Source organism: Pseudomonas sp. CK-NBRI-02 (genome assembly GCF_008124495.1).
In the GTDB taxonomy this organism is placed as follows: Bacteria; Pseudomonadota; Gammaproteobacteria; order Pseudomonadales; family Pseudomonadaceae; genus Aquipseudomonas; species Aquipseudomonas guariconensis.
In genome coordinates this window covers 243,562-257,735 of sequence record NZ_VSJH01000008.1, presented here as the reverse complement: position 1 = coordinate 257,735, position 14,174 = coordinate 243,562, and the positions used below count along the sequence as shown (strand labels likewise).

Here is a 14,174-nt window from a genome sequence, read left to right as displayed (position 1 = left end):
GCCGTCGGTCCTCCCATCGACCCTCCTTCAGGCCTTTGGACTAACCTGAACTTCTTCCCTGCACCGATCCGGAAATCCGGCTCGGTGTTCAACCGTTCGTTCTTTTTTTCGAACAGCCTATTGTCCAACACCCCAGCACCCGCTTAGCATTCCGTTTGAGATTTCAAACGCTCGATGCCCAGGCGTTGAACACCCCTGGTGCAAGAATTCCTGATGGCGCCCTTGGGCGCCTTTCAACAATCAATAATTAGCGCCGTCCGTGCACGGTGCTCTCAAGGGAATCCGACATGCAGCTCAAAGACGCTCAGTTGTTCCGCCAGCAAGCCTTCATCAACGGTGAGTGGCTGGACGCGGACAACGGTCAGACCATCAAGGTGACCAACCCGGCTACCGGTGAAGTCATCGGTACCGTGCCGAAGATGGGCGCCGCCGAAACCCGCCGCGCCATCGAAGCTGCCGACAAGGCCCTGCCGGCCTGGCGCGCACTGACCGCCAAAGAGCGTGCTGGCAAGCTGCGTCGCTGGTTCGAGCTGATGATCGAGAACCAGGACGACCTGGCCCGCCTGATGACCACCGAGCAGGGCAAGCCACTGGCCGAAGCCAAGGGCGAGATCGCCTACGCTGCCTCGTTCATCGAGTGGTTCGCCGAAGAAGGCAAGCGTGTCTACGGTGACGTGATTCCTGGCCATCAGCCAGACAAACGCCTGATCGTCATCAAGCAGCCGATCGGTGTCACCGCCGCCATCACTCCGTGGAACTTCCCGGCCGCGATGATCACCCGTAAAGCCGGCCCGGCCCTGGCCGCTGGCTGCACCATGGTCCTCAAGCCTGCTTCCCAGACCCCATACTCCGCCCTGGCCCTGATCGAGCTGGCCAACCGTGCCGGCATCCCGGCTGGCGTGCTGAGCGTGGTCACCGGCAGCGCTGGCGAAGTCGGCGGCGAGCTGACCGGCAACGCCCTGGTTCGCAAGCTGTCCTTCACCGGCTCGACCGAAATCGGTCGCCAGCTGATGGAAGAATGCGCCAAGGACATCAAGAAGGTCTCCCTGGAGCTGGGCGGCAACGCGCCGTTCATCGTGTTCGACGACGCCGACCTGGACAAGGCGGTCGAGGGCGCGATCATCTCCAAGTACCGCAACAACGGCCAGACCTGCGTCTGCGCCAACCGTATCTACGTTCAGGACGGCGTTTACGACGCGTTCGCCGAGAAGCTCAAGGCCGCTGTCGCCAAGCTGAAGATCGGTAACGGCCTGGAAGAAGGCACCACTACTGGCCCGCTGATCGACGGCAAGGCTGTCGCCAAGGTCCAAGAGCACATCGAAGACGCAGTCTCCAAGGGCGCCAAGGTGCTGTCCGGCGGCAAGCTGATCGAAGGCAACTTCTTCGAGCCGACCATCCTGGTCGACGTACCGAAGAGCGCTGCCGTGGCCAAGGAAGAAACCTTCGGCCCGCTGGCGCCGCTGTTCCGCTTCAAAGACGAAGCCGAAGTCATCGCCATGTCCAACGACACCGAGTTCGGCCTGGCTTCGTACTTCTATGCCCGTGACATGAGCCGAGTGTTCCGTGTCGCCGAGGCCCTGGAGTACGGCATGGTGGGTATCAACACCGGCCTGATCTCCAACGAAGTGGCACCGTTCGGTGGCATCAAGGCCTCGGGCCTGGGCCGCGAAGGTTCCAAGTACGGCATCGAGGACTACCTCGAGATCAAGTACCTGTGCATCAGCATCTGATCACGTACTGAATTTCCCTCTGCCAGCGGGGCGCGAGAGCGACGTCTCGCTGGCCTTTTTGACACCGTAGTACCTGGTGACCAGGGTGTTCGCGACAGTCGATCAACGCATGCTGATCGTGAACGACCCCAGCCACCCCCGAATAACAGCGCCATTATCGTCGGCGCGAATGAGGGCATTATGAGCAAGACCAACGAATCTTTGATGCAACGCCGTGTCAACGCCGTCCCACGTGGCGTTGGCCAGATCCACCCGATCTTCGTCGACACCGCGAAGAACTCGACCGTGATCGACGTTGAAGGCCGCGAACTGATCGACTTCGCCGGCGGCATCGCAGTACTGAACACCGGCCACCTGCACCCGAAAGTGGTTGCCGCCGTTCAAGAGCAGCTGACCAAAGTCAGCCACACCTGCTTCCAGGTTCTGGCATACGAGCCCTACGTAGAGCTGTGCGAGAAGATCAATGCCATGGTCCCTGGCGACTTCGCCAAGAAGACCCTGCTGGTCTCCACCGGTTCCGAGGCCGTCGAGAACGCCGTGAAGATCGCCCGTGCCGCCACTGGCCGTGCCGGCGTGATCGCCTTCACCGGCGGCTACCACGGTCGTACCATGATGACCCTGGGCCTGACCGGCAAGGTCGTGCCTTACTCCGCTGGCATGGGCCTGATGCCAGGCGGCATCTTCCGCGCCCTGTTCCCGAGCGAACTGCACGGCATCAGCGTTGACGACGCCATCGCCTCGGTCGAGCGCATCTTCAAGAACGACGCCGAGCCACGCGACATCGCTGCCATCATCCTCGAGCCGGTACAAGGCGAAGGCGGCTTCCTGCCAGCACCGAAAGAGCTGATGAAGCGCCTGCGCGCCCTGTGCGACCAGCACGGCATCCTGCTGATCGCCGACGAAGTCCAGACCGGCGCTGGCCGTACCGGTACCTTCTTCGCCATGGAACAGATGGGCGTCGCGCCTGACCTGACCACCTTCGCCAAGTCCATCGCTGGCGGCTTCCCGCTGGCCGGTGTGTGCGGCAAGGCCGAGTACATGGACGCCATCGCTCCAGGCGGCCTGGGCGGCACCTACGCCGGTTCGCCGATCGCCTGCGCTGCGGCCCTGGCCGTCATCAAGGTGTTCGAAGAAGAGAAACTGCTGGACCGCAGCAAGGCTGTCGGTGAGCGTCTGACCACTGGCCTGCGCAAGATCCAGGAAAAGCACCCGATCATCGGTGACGTGCGTGGCCTGGGCTCGATGATCGCTGTTGAAGTCTTCGAGAAAGGCACCCACACCCCGAACGCCGCTGCCGTTGCCCAGGTCGTGGCCAAGGCACGTGACAAGGGTCTGATCCTGCTGTCCTGCGGTACTTACGGAAACGTCCTGCGTATCCTGGTTCCGCTGACCGCCGAAGACGCGCTGCTGGACAAAGGCCTGGCAATCATCGAAGAGTGCTTCGCTGAGCTGGCTTGAATCTGACGCGATGCATAAAAAAACCCGCTTCGGCGGGTTTTTTTATGCCCAAGCCAGGCACGGGACGCTATCGTTGTCCGAGGATTTGCCCAGGATGCTGCAACGGATTGCGTGTCAAGGATTACCAGGAGCCCGCCGATGAGCGCTGCCAACCCCATCCCGCCTTGCGTACTGATTGCCGAAGGCGATCCTTGGGTGCGCGACATGCTCCGCGACATGCTGCTCAGCGTCCGCTGTGATGCTCGTTTGCAGGTCTGTGCCAACGGACCGGAGGCTTTGGCCGCGCTGGCGAGCAAACCCGACCTGATCATCGCTGCTCGCGAGCTGGCCGGCGGCGACGGCCTGGACTTGCTGCGCAACGTGCGTGCCCAGCAACAAACCGCTACCTTGCCATTCATCCTCATGAGCGAGCGCAGCGACAGTGCCAGCGTGCATGAGGTGCTGCCGCTGCATCCCACCGCTTACCTGAGCAAACCTCTGGATCTGGACAATCTGCGCAAACGCTTGGAGAAACTCCTGCTGGAGGTGGGGGAGCAGGTCGCCTGCCCGGCTCCGGCCTTGCAGCCGGGGATCAAGCTGCCGACCTACTTAGAACAACGCCGCGCCAGCGCCGATGGCGGGCCGCTGCTGGCCGATGTGCAGGTGGCAATCAAGCGTGCGCTCAACCCCCAAGGGCTGAACCTGAAGACGCTGGAAGAAGAAGTGCGCAACGATCCGCAGATCACGGCGGTGCTGATTGCCGCTGCCAACAGTGCCGCCCTGCATAGCGAAGTACCGGTGCAGACCCTGTTGCAGGCGTTGAACAAACTCGGCAGCACCCAAAGCATGAACCTTATCCTGGGCCTGGCCCTCAAGCGCAGTGCGCGCCTGAGTGACCCGTTGCTGGCGCGGCACGCGGCGCATTTCTGGGACCTTTCGCTGCACACCGCAGAGTACGCCCGCAGCCTGGCGCGCCTGCTCGAAATCGATGAAGAACGCTGCTACTGCGCGGGCTTGCTGCATTGCCTGGGCGATCTGGCCGTGCTGCGTTGCCTGCAGGAGTGGTGCCTGGCGGGCGGTGAGCTGGACGAGGACCAGGTGCAACTGTCGCTCAATGAATTTGGCGCTGCTTTTGGCTCGGCGCTGCGCACGCGATGGCGCCTGCCGCTGAGCCTGCGTGAGCTGATCGCCGCGATCTATCAGCTCGGCGGCGGGGTCTATTCGCGGGAAATCCTGGCCATGAACCTGGCCGGGCAATTGTCGCGCCTGTCCGAGGAGCAGGGCCTCGAGAAAGTCGCCAGCGGCAAGACGGCTCGCCTGCTCAAGCTAGGAATGGCGCAACTGAGCCGGCTGCGCAGGCAGGAGTGAGGTCGCGCCGAGCCTCAGCCACGCACGATCTGGTTCTTGCCCTGGCGCTTGGCCTGGTACATGGCAGCGTCGGCGCGGGCGAAGAGGGTGTCGATCAGGTCGTCCGCATCGGTGAGCTCGGTCACGCCTTGGCTGACCGTGACGCCATACACTTGCTGCCCATGGCTGAAGCTCAAGTGCTGGATCTCCCGTTGCAGCCGTCCGGCGATCTGTTCGGCGATCTGGGCGGTGCAGCCTGGGAACACGGCAGCAAACTCCTCGCCGCCGATCCGCCCGAACAGATCGCCTCGGCGTAGCACGGCGCGGCCGCTGTCGGCGATGCGCTGAAGCACCTGGTCACCTTCCTGGTGGCCATAGGTATCGTTGATCTGTTTGAAGTCATCGATGTCCAGCAGCAGGAAGGCCAGGGGCTTGCCTTCCTCCCGGGCGGTTTCCAGGGCCTGGCGGGCGCACTCGAAGAAGTGGCGGCGATTGCTGCTTTGGGTCAGCACATCGGTGGTGGCCAGACGTTGCAGCTCGCCTTCGAGCTGCTTCTTCTCGGTGATGTCCTCGGCGATGCCGACGATGATCACGCGTTGGTCGCTGTCGCGCTGCTGGTTGACGTAGCACTTGTCGCTCAGCCAGCGCACTTGGCCGGCGGCGTTGATGATGCGGTATTCGCGATCTTCCACCGAACCTGTGTCCAGCACTTGCGCCAGGCTGCGCTCGGCGTATTCCAGGTCGTCCGGGTAGATGCTGTCGCGCCAGGCGTTGTAATCGGCCAGTACCAGGCTGGCCGGACGACCGAAGATCCGCTCATAGGCGGGGCTGACATATAGCACCCGGCGGGTTTCCCAGTCGAACGCCCACAGCACAGCGTTGACGCTGTCGAGCAGCGAACTGTAGAGCTGCTCGCGTTCGCTCAGCCGGGCGACTTCGCCCTGGGCATGGAGGAGGGCGAGCAGGGTCTGTGCAGCTTCCGGCGGTGGATTGCCGAAGAGGGTCGAGGTGAGGTCTTTGGCCATGAGCACGAAGCGATTCTCGGCGTGAAAGCGTGCGGCCACGATCCGGCCCGCCACGCGGGCGATATGCCGGATTTGAGTCGGGGAGGGGAGTGAAGTTCCGGTCGGCACGCCCCAGGGCGAGGCGTGCCGATCAACGGTGCTCAGGCGCCGGAAGGGCGCAGGGAGTAGGTTTTCAGCTGGTCGGCGAAGTCGCGCAGCGCCTGGATGCCACTGGCCTCGGCCTCGTGGACCCAGTCCTTCATGGCGGCCAGCATGTCGTGGCCGTTGGCGCTGGTGCGCGCCCAGATCTGTTGCAGGGCCAGGCGTTTTTCATAGATGGTCTTGAGCGACTGGCTGTGGGCGAGCATGGACTCGATACGCACGTGATGGCGGTCCTGCAGCAGGCTCGTTTCACGCGACAGCAGGCGCTTGGCACGGCGGAAGTGGTGGCGCACCGAGGTGTCGACACGATCCAGCTCTTGCTTGACCAGTGGCGCGATGACCAGCTTGCGGTACTGGGCCATGATCTGGAAGCGGTTGTTGAGGATCGCCATGGCGGTGTCCATGTCCAGATGCGCCTTGCCCTCGACCCGATGGGCGATCGGCGCCACGCGCTGGACCTTGGCCAGGCGCAGCAGGCACAGCAGACGAATCCACATCCAGCCCATGTCGAACTCCCAGCGCTTGACCGAGAGCTTGGCCGAGTTGGGGTAGGTGTGGTGGTTGTTGTGCAGCTCCTCGCCACCGATCACGATGCCCCAGGGCACCAGGTTGGTAGCTGCGTCCCGGCACTCGAAGTTGCGATAGCCCAGCGCATGGCCCAGGCCATTGACCACCCCCGCGGCCCAGAAGGGAATCCACATCATCTGTACTGCCCAGATGGTGATACCGATGGTGCCGAACAGCAGCAGGTCGATCACCGCCATCATGGCCACGCCGCCGAGCTTGTAGCGCGAATAGAGGTTGCGCTCGATCCAGTCGTCCGGGCAGTTCTTGCCATAGATGCGCAGTGTCTCGGGGTTGCGGGCCTCTTCGCGATAGAGCTCGGCGCCCTTGCGCAACACGGTGCCCAGGCCCTTGTAGACCGGGCTGTGGGGGTCGTCCGGCGTTTCGCACTTGGCGTGGTGCTTGCGATGGATGGCGGTCCATTCACGGGTGTTCTGCGCTGTGGTCAGCCACAGCCAGAAGCGGAAGAAATGTTTGAGCCCGGCGTTGAGCTCCAGGGCGCGATGGGCGGAATAGCGATGCAGGTAGAGGGTGACGCTGATGATGGTCACGTGGGTCATCAGCAGGGTGACGCCGACCAGTTGCCAGGCCGACAGATCGAGAAAACCGGAGTACCACATAGGTGTTGAGACCCTCGAAAAAACAGGGGAACCGCGCGGGCATTATCGCCGGGTGAGGAAATAAAACCAGTCACCCTTTCCGATAGGAAGTCACGGCATGTTTCAGCCTTTATAATGCCCCATTCTTTTTCAGGGGCTTATCCACCCGACATGTCTGTTTCCGTTCGCGACGCCTTGCGCATGGCCGCGCTGTACTTGGTGTTCTCGTTGCTCTGGATGGTGGTGTCCGAGCAGGTGTTGCAGGGGCTTTTCGATGATTCCGAGATGCTGGCGGTCGCGCGGCAGGTCAATGCGTTCGTCTGGATACTGCTCACCACCGGGCTGATCTTCGTCACCCGTGCCCGCCTGCTCAATTTCATCGGCATCGGTGCTCAGCTGCGCAGCGAGGATCGCGAGCGTCTGCGCATGGCCGCGGCGGTGTTCGACAGCACCCTCGAAGGGGTGCTGGTGACCGACAGCAATGGTCTGATCGTGCACGTCAACCGCGCCTTCATGCGTATCACCGGCTACGCCCAGGACGAAGTCCTCGGCCAGCGTCCGAGCAAGTTCAAGTCCGGACGCCATGGCTTGCCGTTCTACCAGCAGATCTACGCTTCCCTGGCCGAGAAGGGCGAGTGGAGCGGAGAGATCTGGAACCGCCGCAAGAGCGGCGAAATCTACCCGCAGTGGCAGACGATCTGTGCCATTCGCGACGATGCCGGTGCGCTCACTCATTACGTGGCGGTGTTCAGCGACATCAGCGCGATCAAGCACACCGAGCAGGAACTCGCCTACCTGGCGCACCACGACCCGCTGACCGGGCTGCCCAACCGCCTGCTGTTCAACGACCGCGCCGAGCAGGCCTTAGCGTCCGCCCAGGCCAACAAGCGCGGGTGTGCGTTGCTGCTGCTGGACCTCGACCATTTTCAAAGCATCAACGATGGCCTGGGCCATACGTTGGGCGACCAGTTGCTCAAACTGGTGGGCGAGCGCCTGCGCGAGTTGCTGGGCAGTGGCGTGACTCTGGCGCGCCTGGGTGGGGACGAATTCGGCGTGTTGGCCGAGAACTGCCGACAGGTAGGCCAGGCCGCAACCTTGGCCCAAGGCATCATTGAACGCCTGCGCGAGCCGTTCGTCTTCGAGGGGCATCGCCTGTTCATCAGCGTGAGCGTTGGTATCAGCCTGTTCCCAAGCGATGCGCAGAGCGCCGCGCAACTGCTGCGCAACGCCGATGCGGCGCTGTTCAAGGCCAAGAACAACGGTCGCGCCTGCTATGCCTTGTACACCGAAGAATTGACCGCCCACGCCCAGCAACGTGTGCAGACCGCTGGCGATCTGCGTCGAGCGCTGGAGCAGCAGGAGTTGCGGGTGTTCTACCAGCCGGTGCACGACTTGCTGACCAACCGGTTGGTGGGCGTCGAGGCACTGGTGCGTTGGGAGCACCCCACCCGTGGGATGGTCTCACCGGGCGAGTTCATTCCTATTGCCGAGAGCACCGGGTTGATCGCCGAAATCGACGCCTGGGTACTGCGCCAATCGTGCCGGCAGATGGTGCAATGGCAGGTCGAAGGGCGTGGTCTGCAGTTCGTCGCCGTGAACATCTCCAGCCGCCTGTTCGGTCAGCGCGAGCTGTACCTGCAGGTGGCCGAGGTGCTGCACGATACCGGTCTGGACCCCGCCCTGTTGGAGCTGGAAGTCACCGAGAGCGCGGTGATGGAAGACCCGGAAGTGGCACTTGAACAGTTGCATCGGCTGCGCGAGCTGGGGCTTAGCCTGGCCATCGATGATTTCGGCACGGGTTATTCCTCGCTGCTGCGGCTCAAGCGTCTGCCGGTGCAGAAGCTCAAGATCGACCAGGGCTTCGTGGCGGGCCTGCCGTGCGACGAAGACGACATTGCCATCGTCCGGGTGATCATCGCCTTGGCCAGGAGCATGGGCATGCAGGTGCATGCCGAAGGGATCGAACAGGCCGAACAGGCGCGCTTTCTGCTCGAGCAACAGTGCGACCTGGGGCAGGGCTACTGGTACGGGCGGCCGGTGCCGGCGGTGGACTTGCGCTGGAGCTGAAATGCTTGGGGCTGCGTTGCAGCCCATTGCAGGCTTCGCACTTCCCACAGACCTGTAGGCGCTGGCGGAGCCTGCGTTGGGGCGCGGCGGTCCCCAAGCTAACGTTTGTTCAACCCTTTGGCCAGGCGGTCGCCACCTAGCTGAATCACCGCCACCAGCGCCACCAGCATGGCGATCACGGTCAGCATGATCTGGCTGTCGAAGCGCTGGTACCCATAGCGATAGGCGATATCGCCCAATCCTCCCGCCCCGATGGCGCCCGCCATGGCTGAGGAGTTGATCAAGGTCACCAAGGTGATGGTGAAGCCGCCTACGATGCCTGGCAGCGCCTCGGGCAGCAGCACATGCCAGACGATGTGCCAGCGCCGGCACCCCATGGCCTGCGCCGCCTCGACCAAACCATGGTCGACTTCGCGCAGGCTCACCTCGGCGATCCGTGCGAAGAATGGCGTGGCGGCGATGGTCAGCGGGACCACGGCGGCCCACACGCCATAGGTGGTGCCGACCACCAGGCGGGTGAAGGGAATCAGCGCGACCATCAAGATCAGGAACGGGATCGAGCGGAACAGGTTGACGATCGCGCCCAGCGTTCGGTTCAGCACAGGCGCTTCGAAGATCCCACCTTTGTCACTGGTGACCAGCAGCACCGCCATCGGTACACCGACCAACAGCGCGATGAACGACGACACGCCCACCATCAACAGCGTATCGAGCAACCCTTCGAGCAGACGATCAAGCCACATAACCCAGTACCTCCGCGTTCTCGGCCCAGCGTCTGGCGCGCTCGAGCAATTGGTGCGAGCTATGGGGCGAGCCCTGCACGGAAAGCACCAGTTGCCCCAGGGCGTGGGCACCGATGGTCTCGATGCCGCCTTGAAGCAGGCGTATCCGCCCGCCCAAGTCGTTGAACACCTCCGACAGTTGCGGTTCGCCCAGCAGGTTCAGGCGCAGGACCACGGCATCCCCAGGGCCAGTCGGGCTGGCGCGCAGATTGGCCTGCAGGGCAGCGGGTAGCCTGGCCTGCAAGGGCGCGAGCAAGGTGCGGGTCACCTCGTGGCGCGGAGCGCCGAATACCCGCCAGACCTCGCCCTGCTCGACGATCTCGCCGCGCTCGAGCACTACGACGCGGTGGCAGATATCACGGATCACCGCCATCTCATGGGTGATCAGCACCACGGTGAGCCCCAGGCGCTGGTTGATGTCACGCAGCAGATCGAGGATCGAGGCGGTGGTTTCAGGGTCCAGTGCCGAGGTGGCCTCGTCGCACAGCAGGATTTCGGGGTCATGCACCAGCGCCCGGGCGATGCCGACGCGTTGTTTCTGCCCACCCGACAGCTGCGCCGGGTACACGTGATGCTTGTGCGCCAGGCCCACCAGCTCCAGCAGCTCGCTGACCTTGCGCTGGCGCTCGGCCTTGGGCACGCCGGCGACCTTCAAGGGCAACTCGACGTTCTGCCACACGGTCTTGGCCGACATCAGGTTGAAGTGCTGGAAGATCATGCCGATGCGTCGGCGCAGGGCGACCAGGCGCTCTTCGTCAAAGGGGGCGATGTCGGTCTGGTCGATCAGCACCCGGCCCTGGCTGGGTTGCTCTAGGCGATTGATGGTGCGCAGCAGGGATGACTTGCCGGCGCCGCTGCGGCCAATGATGCCGAAGATCTCGCCGCGACGGATGTTCAGGTCTATGCCCTGCAAGGCAGGTTGCGCCTGGCCGGGGTAGGTCTTGCCCAGGCCGATGAAGCGCACATGGGCCTGATTGACCTCCGGGCGCAGGGCCTGCTCGCGGGCAGGCGGCGACGTATGCGGGACAGGCGCCTTGAGGGCGCTGGCGTTGCTCATCTCAGCCCTCCCAGCCGGCCTGGTACAGGCTGCCGTGGGCTTTGTTCAGCGCGGCGCGCACGGTCGGCGAGTGCTGGTAGATGTCGACGAACTTCGCCAGACGCGGGTCGTCCTTGCTCTGTGGGCGGATCACGAACTGGATCACGTACTCCTTGTTCTCCAGGCCGTCGAACAGCAGGGCCGAGGTGGGATCGAAGCTGTTGGCCAGGCGGATGTAGGCCGGGTAGCCCTGGACCAGGTCGGCGTCGTCATAGGCCCGCACCAATTGCACGGCCTCGACCTGCAAGATCTTCAGTTTCTTGGGGTTGGCGACGATGTCGTCCTCGGTGGCTTTGTAGCCCACGCCCGGCTTGAGGGTGATCAACCCCGCCTTGGCCAGCAATTGCAGGCCGCGCCCACTGTTGATCGGGTCGTTGGCGATGGCCACGCTGGCGCCTTCGGGCAGCTCGGCGAAGCTTTTGTAACGCTTGGAGTAGAGCCCGACGTTGTTGATGATGCCGGGGGCGTAGGGCACCAGGTTGAAGCCGGCGGCGGCCTTGGCATTTTCCAGGAACGGGATGTGCTGGAAGTAGTTCACGTCGATGTCGCCGCTGTTGAGGCTGACATTGGGGGCGATCCAGTCGCTGAACTCGATCAGCTTCACCTCCAGGCCTTGCTTGTGGGCTTCCTCCACCGCCGCTTCCAGTGGGATGGCGAAAGCTGCGGTGGTGCCGATCTTCAGCGGCTCGGCGGCCAGGGCGACGCCGCTCAGGCCCAGGGACAAGACAGCGGCCGCGACGGGCCGGAACAGTTTCTCAAGCATGGTGCAGGGCTCCAGTCGGGGCAGGCATCGGGTTGCGGTAGGTGGCGCCGGGGTGGCCGGCGGGAAGGTAGGCGTGACGAGCGCCGAACAGTTTTTCGCGCAGCGTGCCTTCGCTGTAGGCGGTCTTGTAGCGGCCACGCCGTTGCAGCTCCGGCACCACCAGGTCGATGAAGTCTTCGAAGCTTTCCGGGGTGACAGTGCGGGTCAGGTTGAAACCATCCAGGCCGGTTTGGTCGATCCAGTCAATCAATTGCTCGGCGACCTGCTCGGGCGCGCCGACCAGCGTCACGTAGCGCCCGCCCAGGGCGTGCTGTTGCAGCAGGCGGCGGCGCGTCCAGACGTTGTCCTGCAGCTGGCGGGTGGCGGACTGAATTGCGTTGCCCTTGGCAAAGCCGATCGGTTCGTCCAACCCATAGGCGGCGAAGTCGATACCCGTGGAGCTGGCAAAGTGCGCCACGCCGGCTTCGGGGCTGGCATGGCGCAGGTATTCGGCGTGCTTGGCACGAGCCTGGGCTTCGGTGGGCGCGACGATCACGGTGATGCCCATGAACACCTTGATCGCTCGTGGGTCGCGGCCAGCGGCGCGGGCGGCGGCACGGACCTTGTCGACCTGTGCGCGGGTGGCGGCTTGGTCCTGGCCGCTGATGAACACGCACTCGGCGTGCTGGCCGGCGAACGCCAGGCCCCGGGGCGAACTGCCGGCCTGGAACAAGACCGGCGTGCGTTGCGGCGAAGGCTCGCACAGGTGGTAGCCCTCGACCTTGTAGAACTCGCCCTGATGCTGGACTTTGCGCACTTTGCCCGGTTCGGCATAGACCCGCCGCTCACGGTCAGCGACCACGGCGTCGTCATCCCAGCTGCCTTCGAGCAGTTTGTACAGCACTTGCAGGTATTCATCGGCTTGGTCGTAGCGCCGGTCGTGCTCGGGTTGCTGGGCCAGGCCCATGGCCCGGGCGGCGCTGTCCAGGTAACCGGTGACGATGTTCCAGCCGACCCGGCCGTTGCTCAGGTGGTCGAGCGTGGATAGACGCCGGGCGAACAGGTAGGGCGCCTCGTAGGTGAGGTTGGCGGTCAGGCCGAAGCCCAGGTGGCGGGTGACCGAGGCCATGGCCGAGACCAGCAGTAACGGGTCATTGACCGGCAGCTGGATCGACTCCTTGAGCGTCACGTCCAGCGACTGCCCATACACGTCGTAGGTGCCGACGATATCGGCGATGAACAGGCCATCGAACAAGCCGCGCTCCAGCAGGCGGGCAAGATCGGTCCAATAGGCCAGGGTCTTGTACTGGGTCGAGGTGTCCCGTGGATGGGTCCACAGGCCATGGTTGATATGCCCGACGCAGTTCATGTTGAAGGCGTTGAGCAGGATCTCTTTGGCCATCAGATGGTCCCCCGACGCGGCGGGTTTTCCCCATTGAGGTAGTAGTTGCCGATGGCGTGGTACTTCCAGCGCACCGGGTCGTGCAGGGTGTGCACTCGGGCGTTGCGCCAGTGCCGGTCGAGGTTGTGCTCGGCCAGGGTGGCCTGGCTGCCGGCCAGTTCGAACAGGGTGGTGCCAGCGGCGAGGGAGACCTCGGTGCTGATCGCCCGGGCTTCTGCCACGGCAATGGAGGCGGCGGCGACATTGTCGGCGCTGCTGTCGTCGCGGGCCCGGTCGAGGAATTCCCCGGCCCGCTCCAGCAAGGCCTCGGCAGCGTGCAGGCGGATGGCCAGATGACCGAAGCTTTTGAGTGTGAGCGGGTCGTCACTGGCCTTGTCGATCCCCGCGTCGACCCACGGCCGACTGCGGGTGCGCACGAAGTGCAGAGCGTCCTCGAGGGCAGCGCGGGCGATGCCGGTGTCGATGGCGGCATGGAGGATCTGCGCCAGGGGGCCGACGGGGGTCGGGCGGTCGAAGGCGCTCTGGAACGGCACCACGTCTTCATCGCGCACCGGCACGTTGTCGAACACTACCGAACCGCTGCCGGTGGTGCGTTGGCCGAAGCCGCTCCAGTCGTCGATCACTTGCAGGCCTGGACTGTCGGCGGGTACGAACACCAGCTGCTGAACGCCGGCATCATCGACCACCGAGGTGGGAATGCGCTGGGCATACAGGGCGCCGGTGGCGTAGAACTTGCGACCGTTGATGCGCAGGCCATCGCCGTCGCGGCTCAGGCGGGTGGTGCGGTCGTGGGCGGTCTTGGTGCCCAGCTCGGCCAATGCATTGCCGAAGCGTCGGCCCGCCACGACTTCAGCGTAGAGGCGCTGTTGCTGCTCGGGCGTGCCGTTTACCCGCAGCACCTCCAAGGCATAGAAATGGTTCTGCGGAATCTGGCCCAGGGCGGCGTCGGCCTGGGCAATACGCGCGATGACCTTGGCCAGGGTCACGTTGGATACGCCAGCGCCGCCAAAAGCCTTGGGCACGCTGATGCCCCACAGGCCGGAGCGGGTGAACAGCTCGAGTTCGGCGTAGGGCAGCAGGCGTTCGCGGTCGCGTTGGGCGCTGTCGCGCTGCAGTTGCTGGGCGAGGTCCTCGGCGACGGCCAGAGCCTGGGCATCGCTGGTGATGACCGCCGCCTTGGGGGTGGGGTGGGTCAGTGCGTTCATGTGTTTCTCCAGTGCGGATCGTAAGGGGCTGCTCCGT

The 14,174-nt window shown here is 64.1% G+C and carries 11 protein-coding genes; 4 read left to right on the top strand and 7 right to left on the bottom strand.

What is annotated here, in order from left to right; translation table 11 throughout:
• Positions 1 to 287: 287 nt before the first annotated feature.
• The 3 genes from gabD to DQ397_RS08975 all read left to right on the top strand — a co-directional run bounded on the left by gabD (position 288) and on the right by DQ397_RS08975 (position 4,535).
• Positions 288 to 1,730 carry an NADP-dependent succinate-semialdehyde dehydrogenase gene (gene gabD, locus DQ397_RS08985; RefSeq protein WP_043208245.1) on the top strand — a complete coding sequence of 481 codons (1,443 nt, stop codon included), beginning with the start codon at positions 288 to 290 and terminating at the stop codon, positions 1,728 to 1,730.
• Between the two features lie 180 nt (positions 1,731 to 1,910).
• On the top strand, positions 1,911 to 3,188 hold the full coding sequence (gene gabT, locus DQ397_RS08980) for a 4-aminobutyrate--2-oxoglutarate transaminase (RefSeq protein WP_043208247.1): 1,278 nt from the start codon (positions 1,911 to 1,913) through the stop codon (positions 3,186 to 3,188).
• 138 nt (positions 3,189 to 3,326) lie between these two features.
• Positions 3,327 to 4,535, top strand: coding sequence for a response regulator (locus DQ397_RS08975; RefSeq protein ID WP_043208248.1), 1,209 nt, complete (start codon positions 3,327 to 3,329; stop codon positions 4,533 to 4,535).
• A gap of 14 nt (positions 4,536 to 4,549) precedes the next feature.
• On the opposite strand, the gene DQ397_RS08970 is transcribed toward DQ397_RS08975, so the two are convergent.
• Positions 4,550 to 5,581, bottom strand: a complete 1,032-nt coding sequence (locus DQ397_RS08970) for a sensor domain-containing diguanylate cyclase (protein ID WP_043208359.1) — start codon at positions 5,579 to 5,581, stop codon at positions 4,550 to 4,552.
• Positions 5,582 to 5,679: 98 nt separating this feature from the next.
• Positions 5,680 to 6,864, bottom strand: coding sequence for a delta-9 fatty acid desaturase DesA (desA, locus tag DQ397_RS08965; RefSeq protein ID WP_043208250.1), 1,185 nt, complete (start codon positions 6,862 to 6,864; stop codon positions 5,680 to 5,682).
• Between the two features lie 150 nt (positions 6,865 to 7,014).
• On the opposite strand from desA, the gene dibA reads away from it, so the two are divergent.
• On the top strand, positions 7,015 to 8,910 hold the full coding sequence (gene dibA, locus DQ397_RS08960) for a phosphodiesterase DibA (protein ID WP_043208252.1): 1,896 nt from the start codon (positions 7,015 to 7,017) through the stop codon (positions 8,908 to 8,910).
• Between the two features lie 98 nt (positions 8,911 to 9,008).
• Here the strand turns inward: dibA and DQ397_RS08955 are convergent, their stop codons facing one another.
• The 5 genes from DQ397_RS08955 to DQ397_RS08935 are packed head-to-tail and all read right to left on the bottom strand — an operon-like array spanning position 9,009 to position 14,137.
• The gene (locus tag DQ397_RS08955) at positions 9,009 to 9,653 is read right to left on the bottom strand and encodes a methionine ABC transporter permease (RefSeq protein WP_043208255.1); all 645 of its coding nucleotides are present in this window, start codon (positions 9,651 to 9,653) and stop codon (positions 9,009 to 9,011) included.
• The gene (locus tag DQ397_RS08950) at positions 9,643 to 10,749 is read right to left on the bottom strand and encodes a methionine ABC transporter ATP-binding protein (RefSeq protein WP_043208257.1); all 1,107 of its coding nucleotides are present in this window, start codon (positions 10,747 to 10,749) and stop codon (positions 9,643 to 9,645) included. Before DQ397_RS08950 ends, DQ397_RS08955 begins: the two co-directional genes overlap by 11 nt.
• Before the next feature lies 1 nt (position 10,750).
• Positions 10,751 to 11,551, bottom strand: a complete 801-nt coding sequence (locus DQ397_RS08945) for a MetQ/NlpA family ABC transporter substrate-binding protein (RefSeq protein WP_043208259.1) — start codon at positions 11,549 to 11,551, stop codon at positions 10,751 to 10,753.
• The gene (locus tag DQ397_RS08940; RefSeq protein ID WP_043208262.1) at positions 11,544 to 12,932 is read right to left on the bottom strand and encodes an LLM class flavin-dependent oxidoreductase; all 1,389 of its coding nucleotides are present in this window, start codon (positions 12,930 to 12,932) and stop codon (positions 11,544 to 11,546) included. Before DQ397_RS08940 ends, DQ397_RS08945 begins: the two co-directional genes overlap by 8 nt.
• The gene (locus DQ397_RS08935) at positions 12,932 to 14,137 is read right to left on the bottom strand and encodes an SfnB family sulfur acquisition oxidoreductase (RefSeq protein ID WP_043208263.1); all 1,206 of its coding nucleotides are present in this window, start codon (positions 14,135 to 14,137) and stop codon (positions 12,932 to 12,934) included. Before DQ397_RS08935 ends, DQ397_RS08940 begins: the two co-directional genes overlap by 1 nt.
• Positions 14,138 to 14,174: the final 37 nt, after the last annotated feature.

Bases quoted from the DNA above. Each gene is read 5' to 3' on its own strand.
- DQ397_RS08935 (WP_043208263.1), bottom strand. From the start codon at position 14,137: ATGAACGCACTGACCCACCCCACCCCCAAGGCGGCGGTCATCACCAGC.
- desA (WP_043208250.1), bottom strand. From the start codon at position 6,864: ATGTGGTACTCCGGTTTTCTCGATCTGTCGGCCTGGCAACTGGTCGGC.
- DQ397_RS08945 (WP_043208259.1), bottom strand. From the start codon at position 11,551: ATGCTTGAGAAACTGTTCCGGCCCGTCGCGGCCGCTGTCTTGTCCCTG.
- DQ397_RS08940 (WP_043208262.1), bottom strand. From the start codon at position 12,932: ATGGCCAAAGAGATCCTGCTCAACGCCTTCAACATGAACTGCGTCGGG.
- dibA (WP_043208252.1), top strand. From the start codon at position 7,015: ATGTCTGTTTCCGTTCGCGACGCCTTGCGCATGGCCGCGCTGTACTTG.
- DQ397_RS08975 (WP_043208248.1), top strand. From the start codon at position 3,327: ATGAGCGCTGCCAACCCCATCCCGCCTTGCGTACTGATTGCCGAAGGC.
- DQ397_RS08955 (WP_043208255.1), bottom strand. From the start codon at position 9,653: ATGTGGCTTGATCGTCTGCTCGAAGGGTTGCTCGATACGCTGTTGATG.
- gabD (WP_043208245.1), top strand. From the start codon at position 288: ATGCAGCTCAAAGACGCTCAGTTGTTCCGCCAGCAAGCCTTCATCAAC.
- gabT (WP_043208247.1), top strand. From the start codon at position 1,911: ATGAGCAAGACCAACGAATCTTTGATGCAACGCCGTGTCAACGCCGTC.
- DQ397_RS08950 (WP_043208257.1), bottom strand. From the start codon at position 10,749: ATGAGCAACGCCAGCGCCCTCAAGGCGCCTGTCCCGCATACGTCGCCG.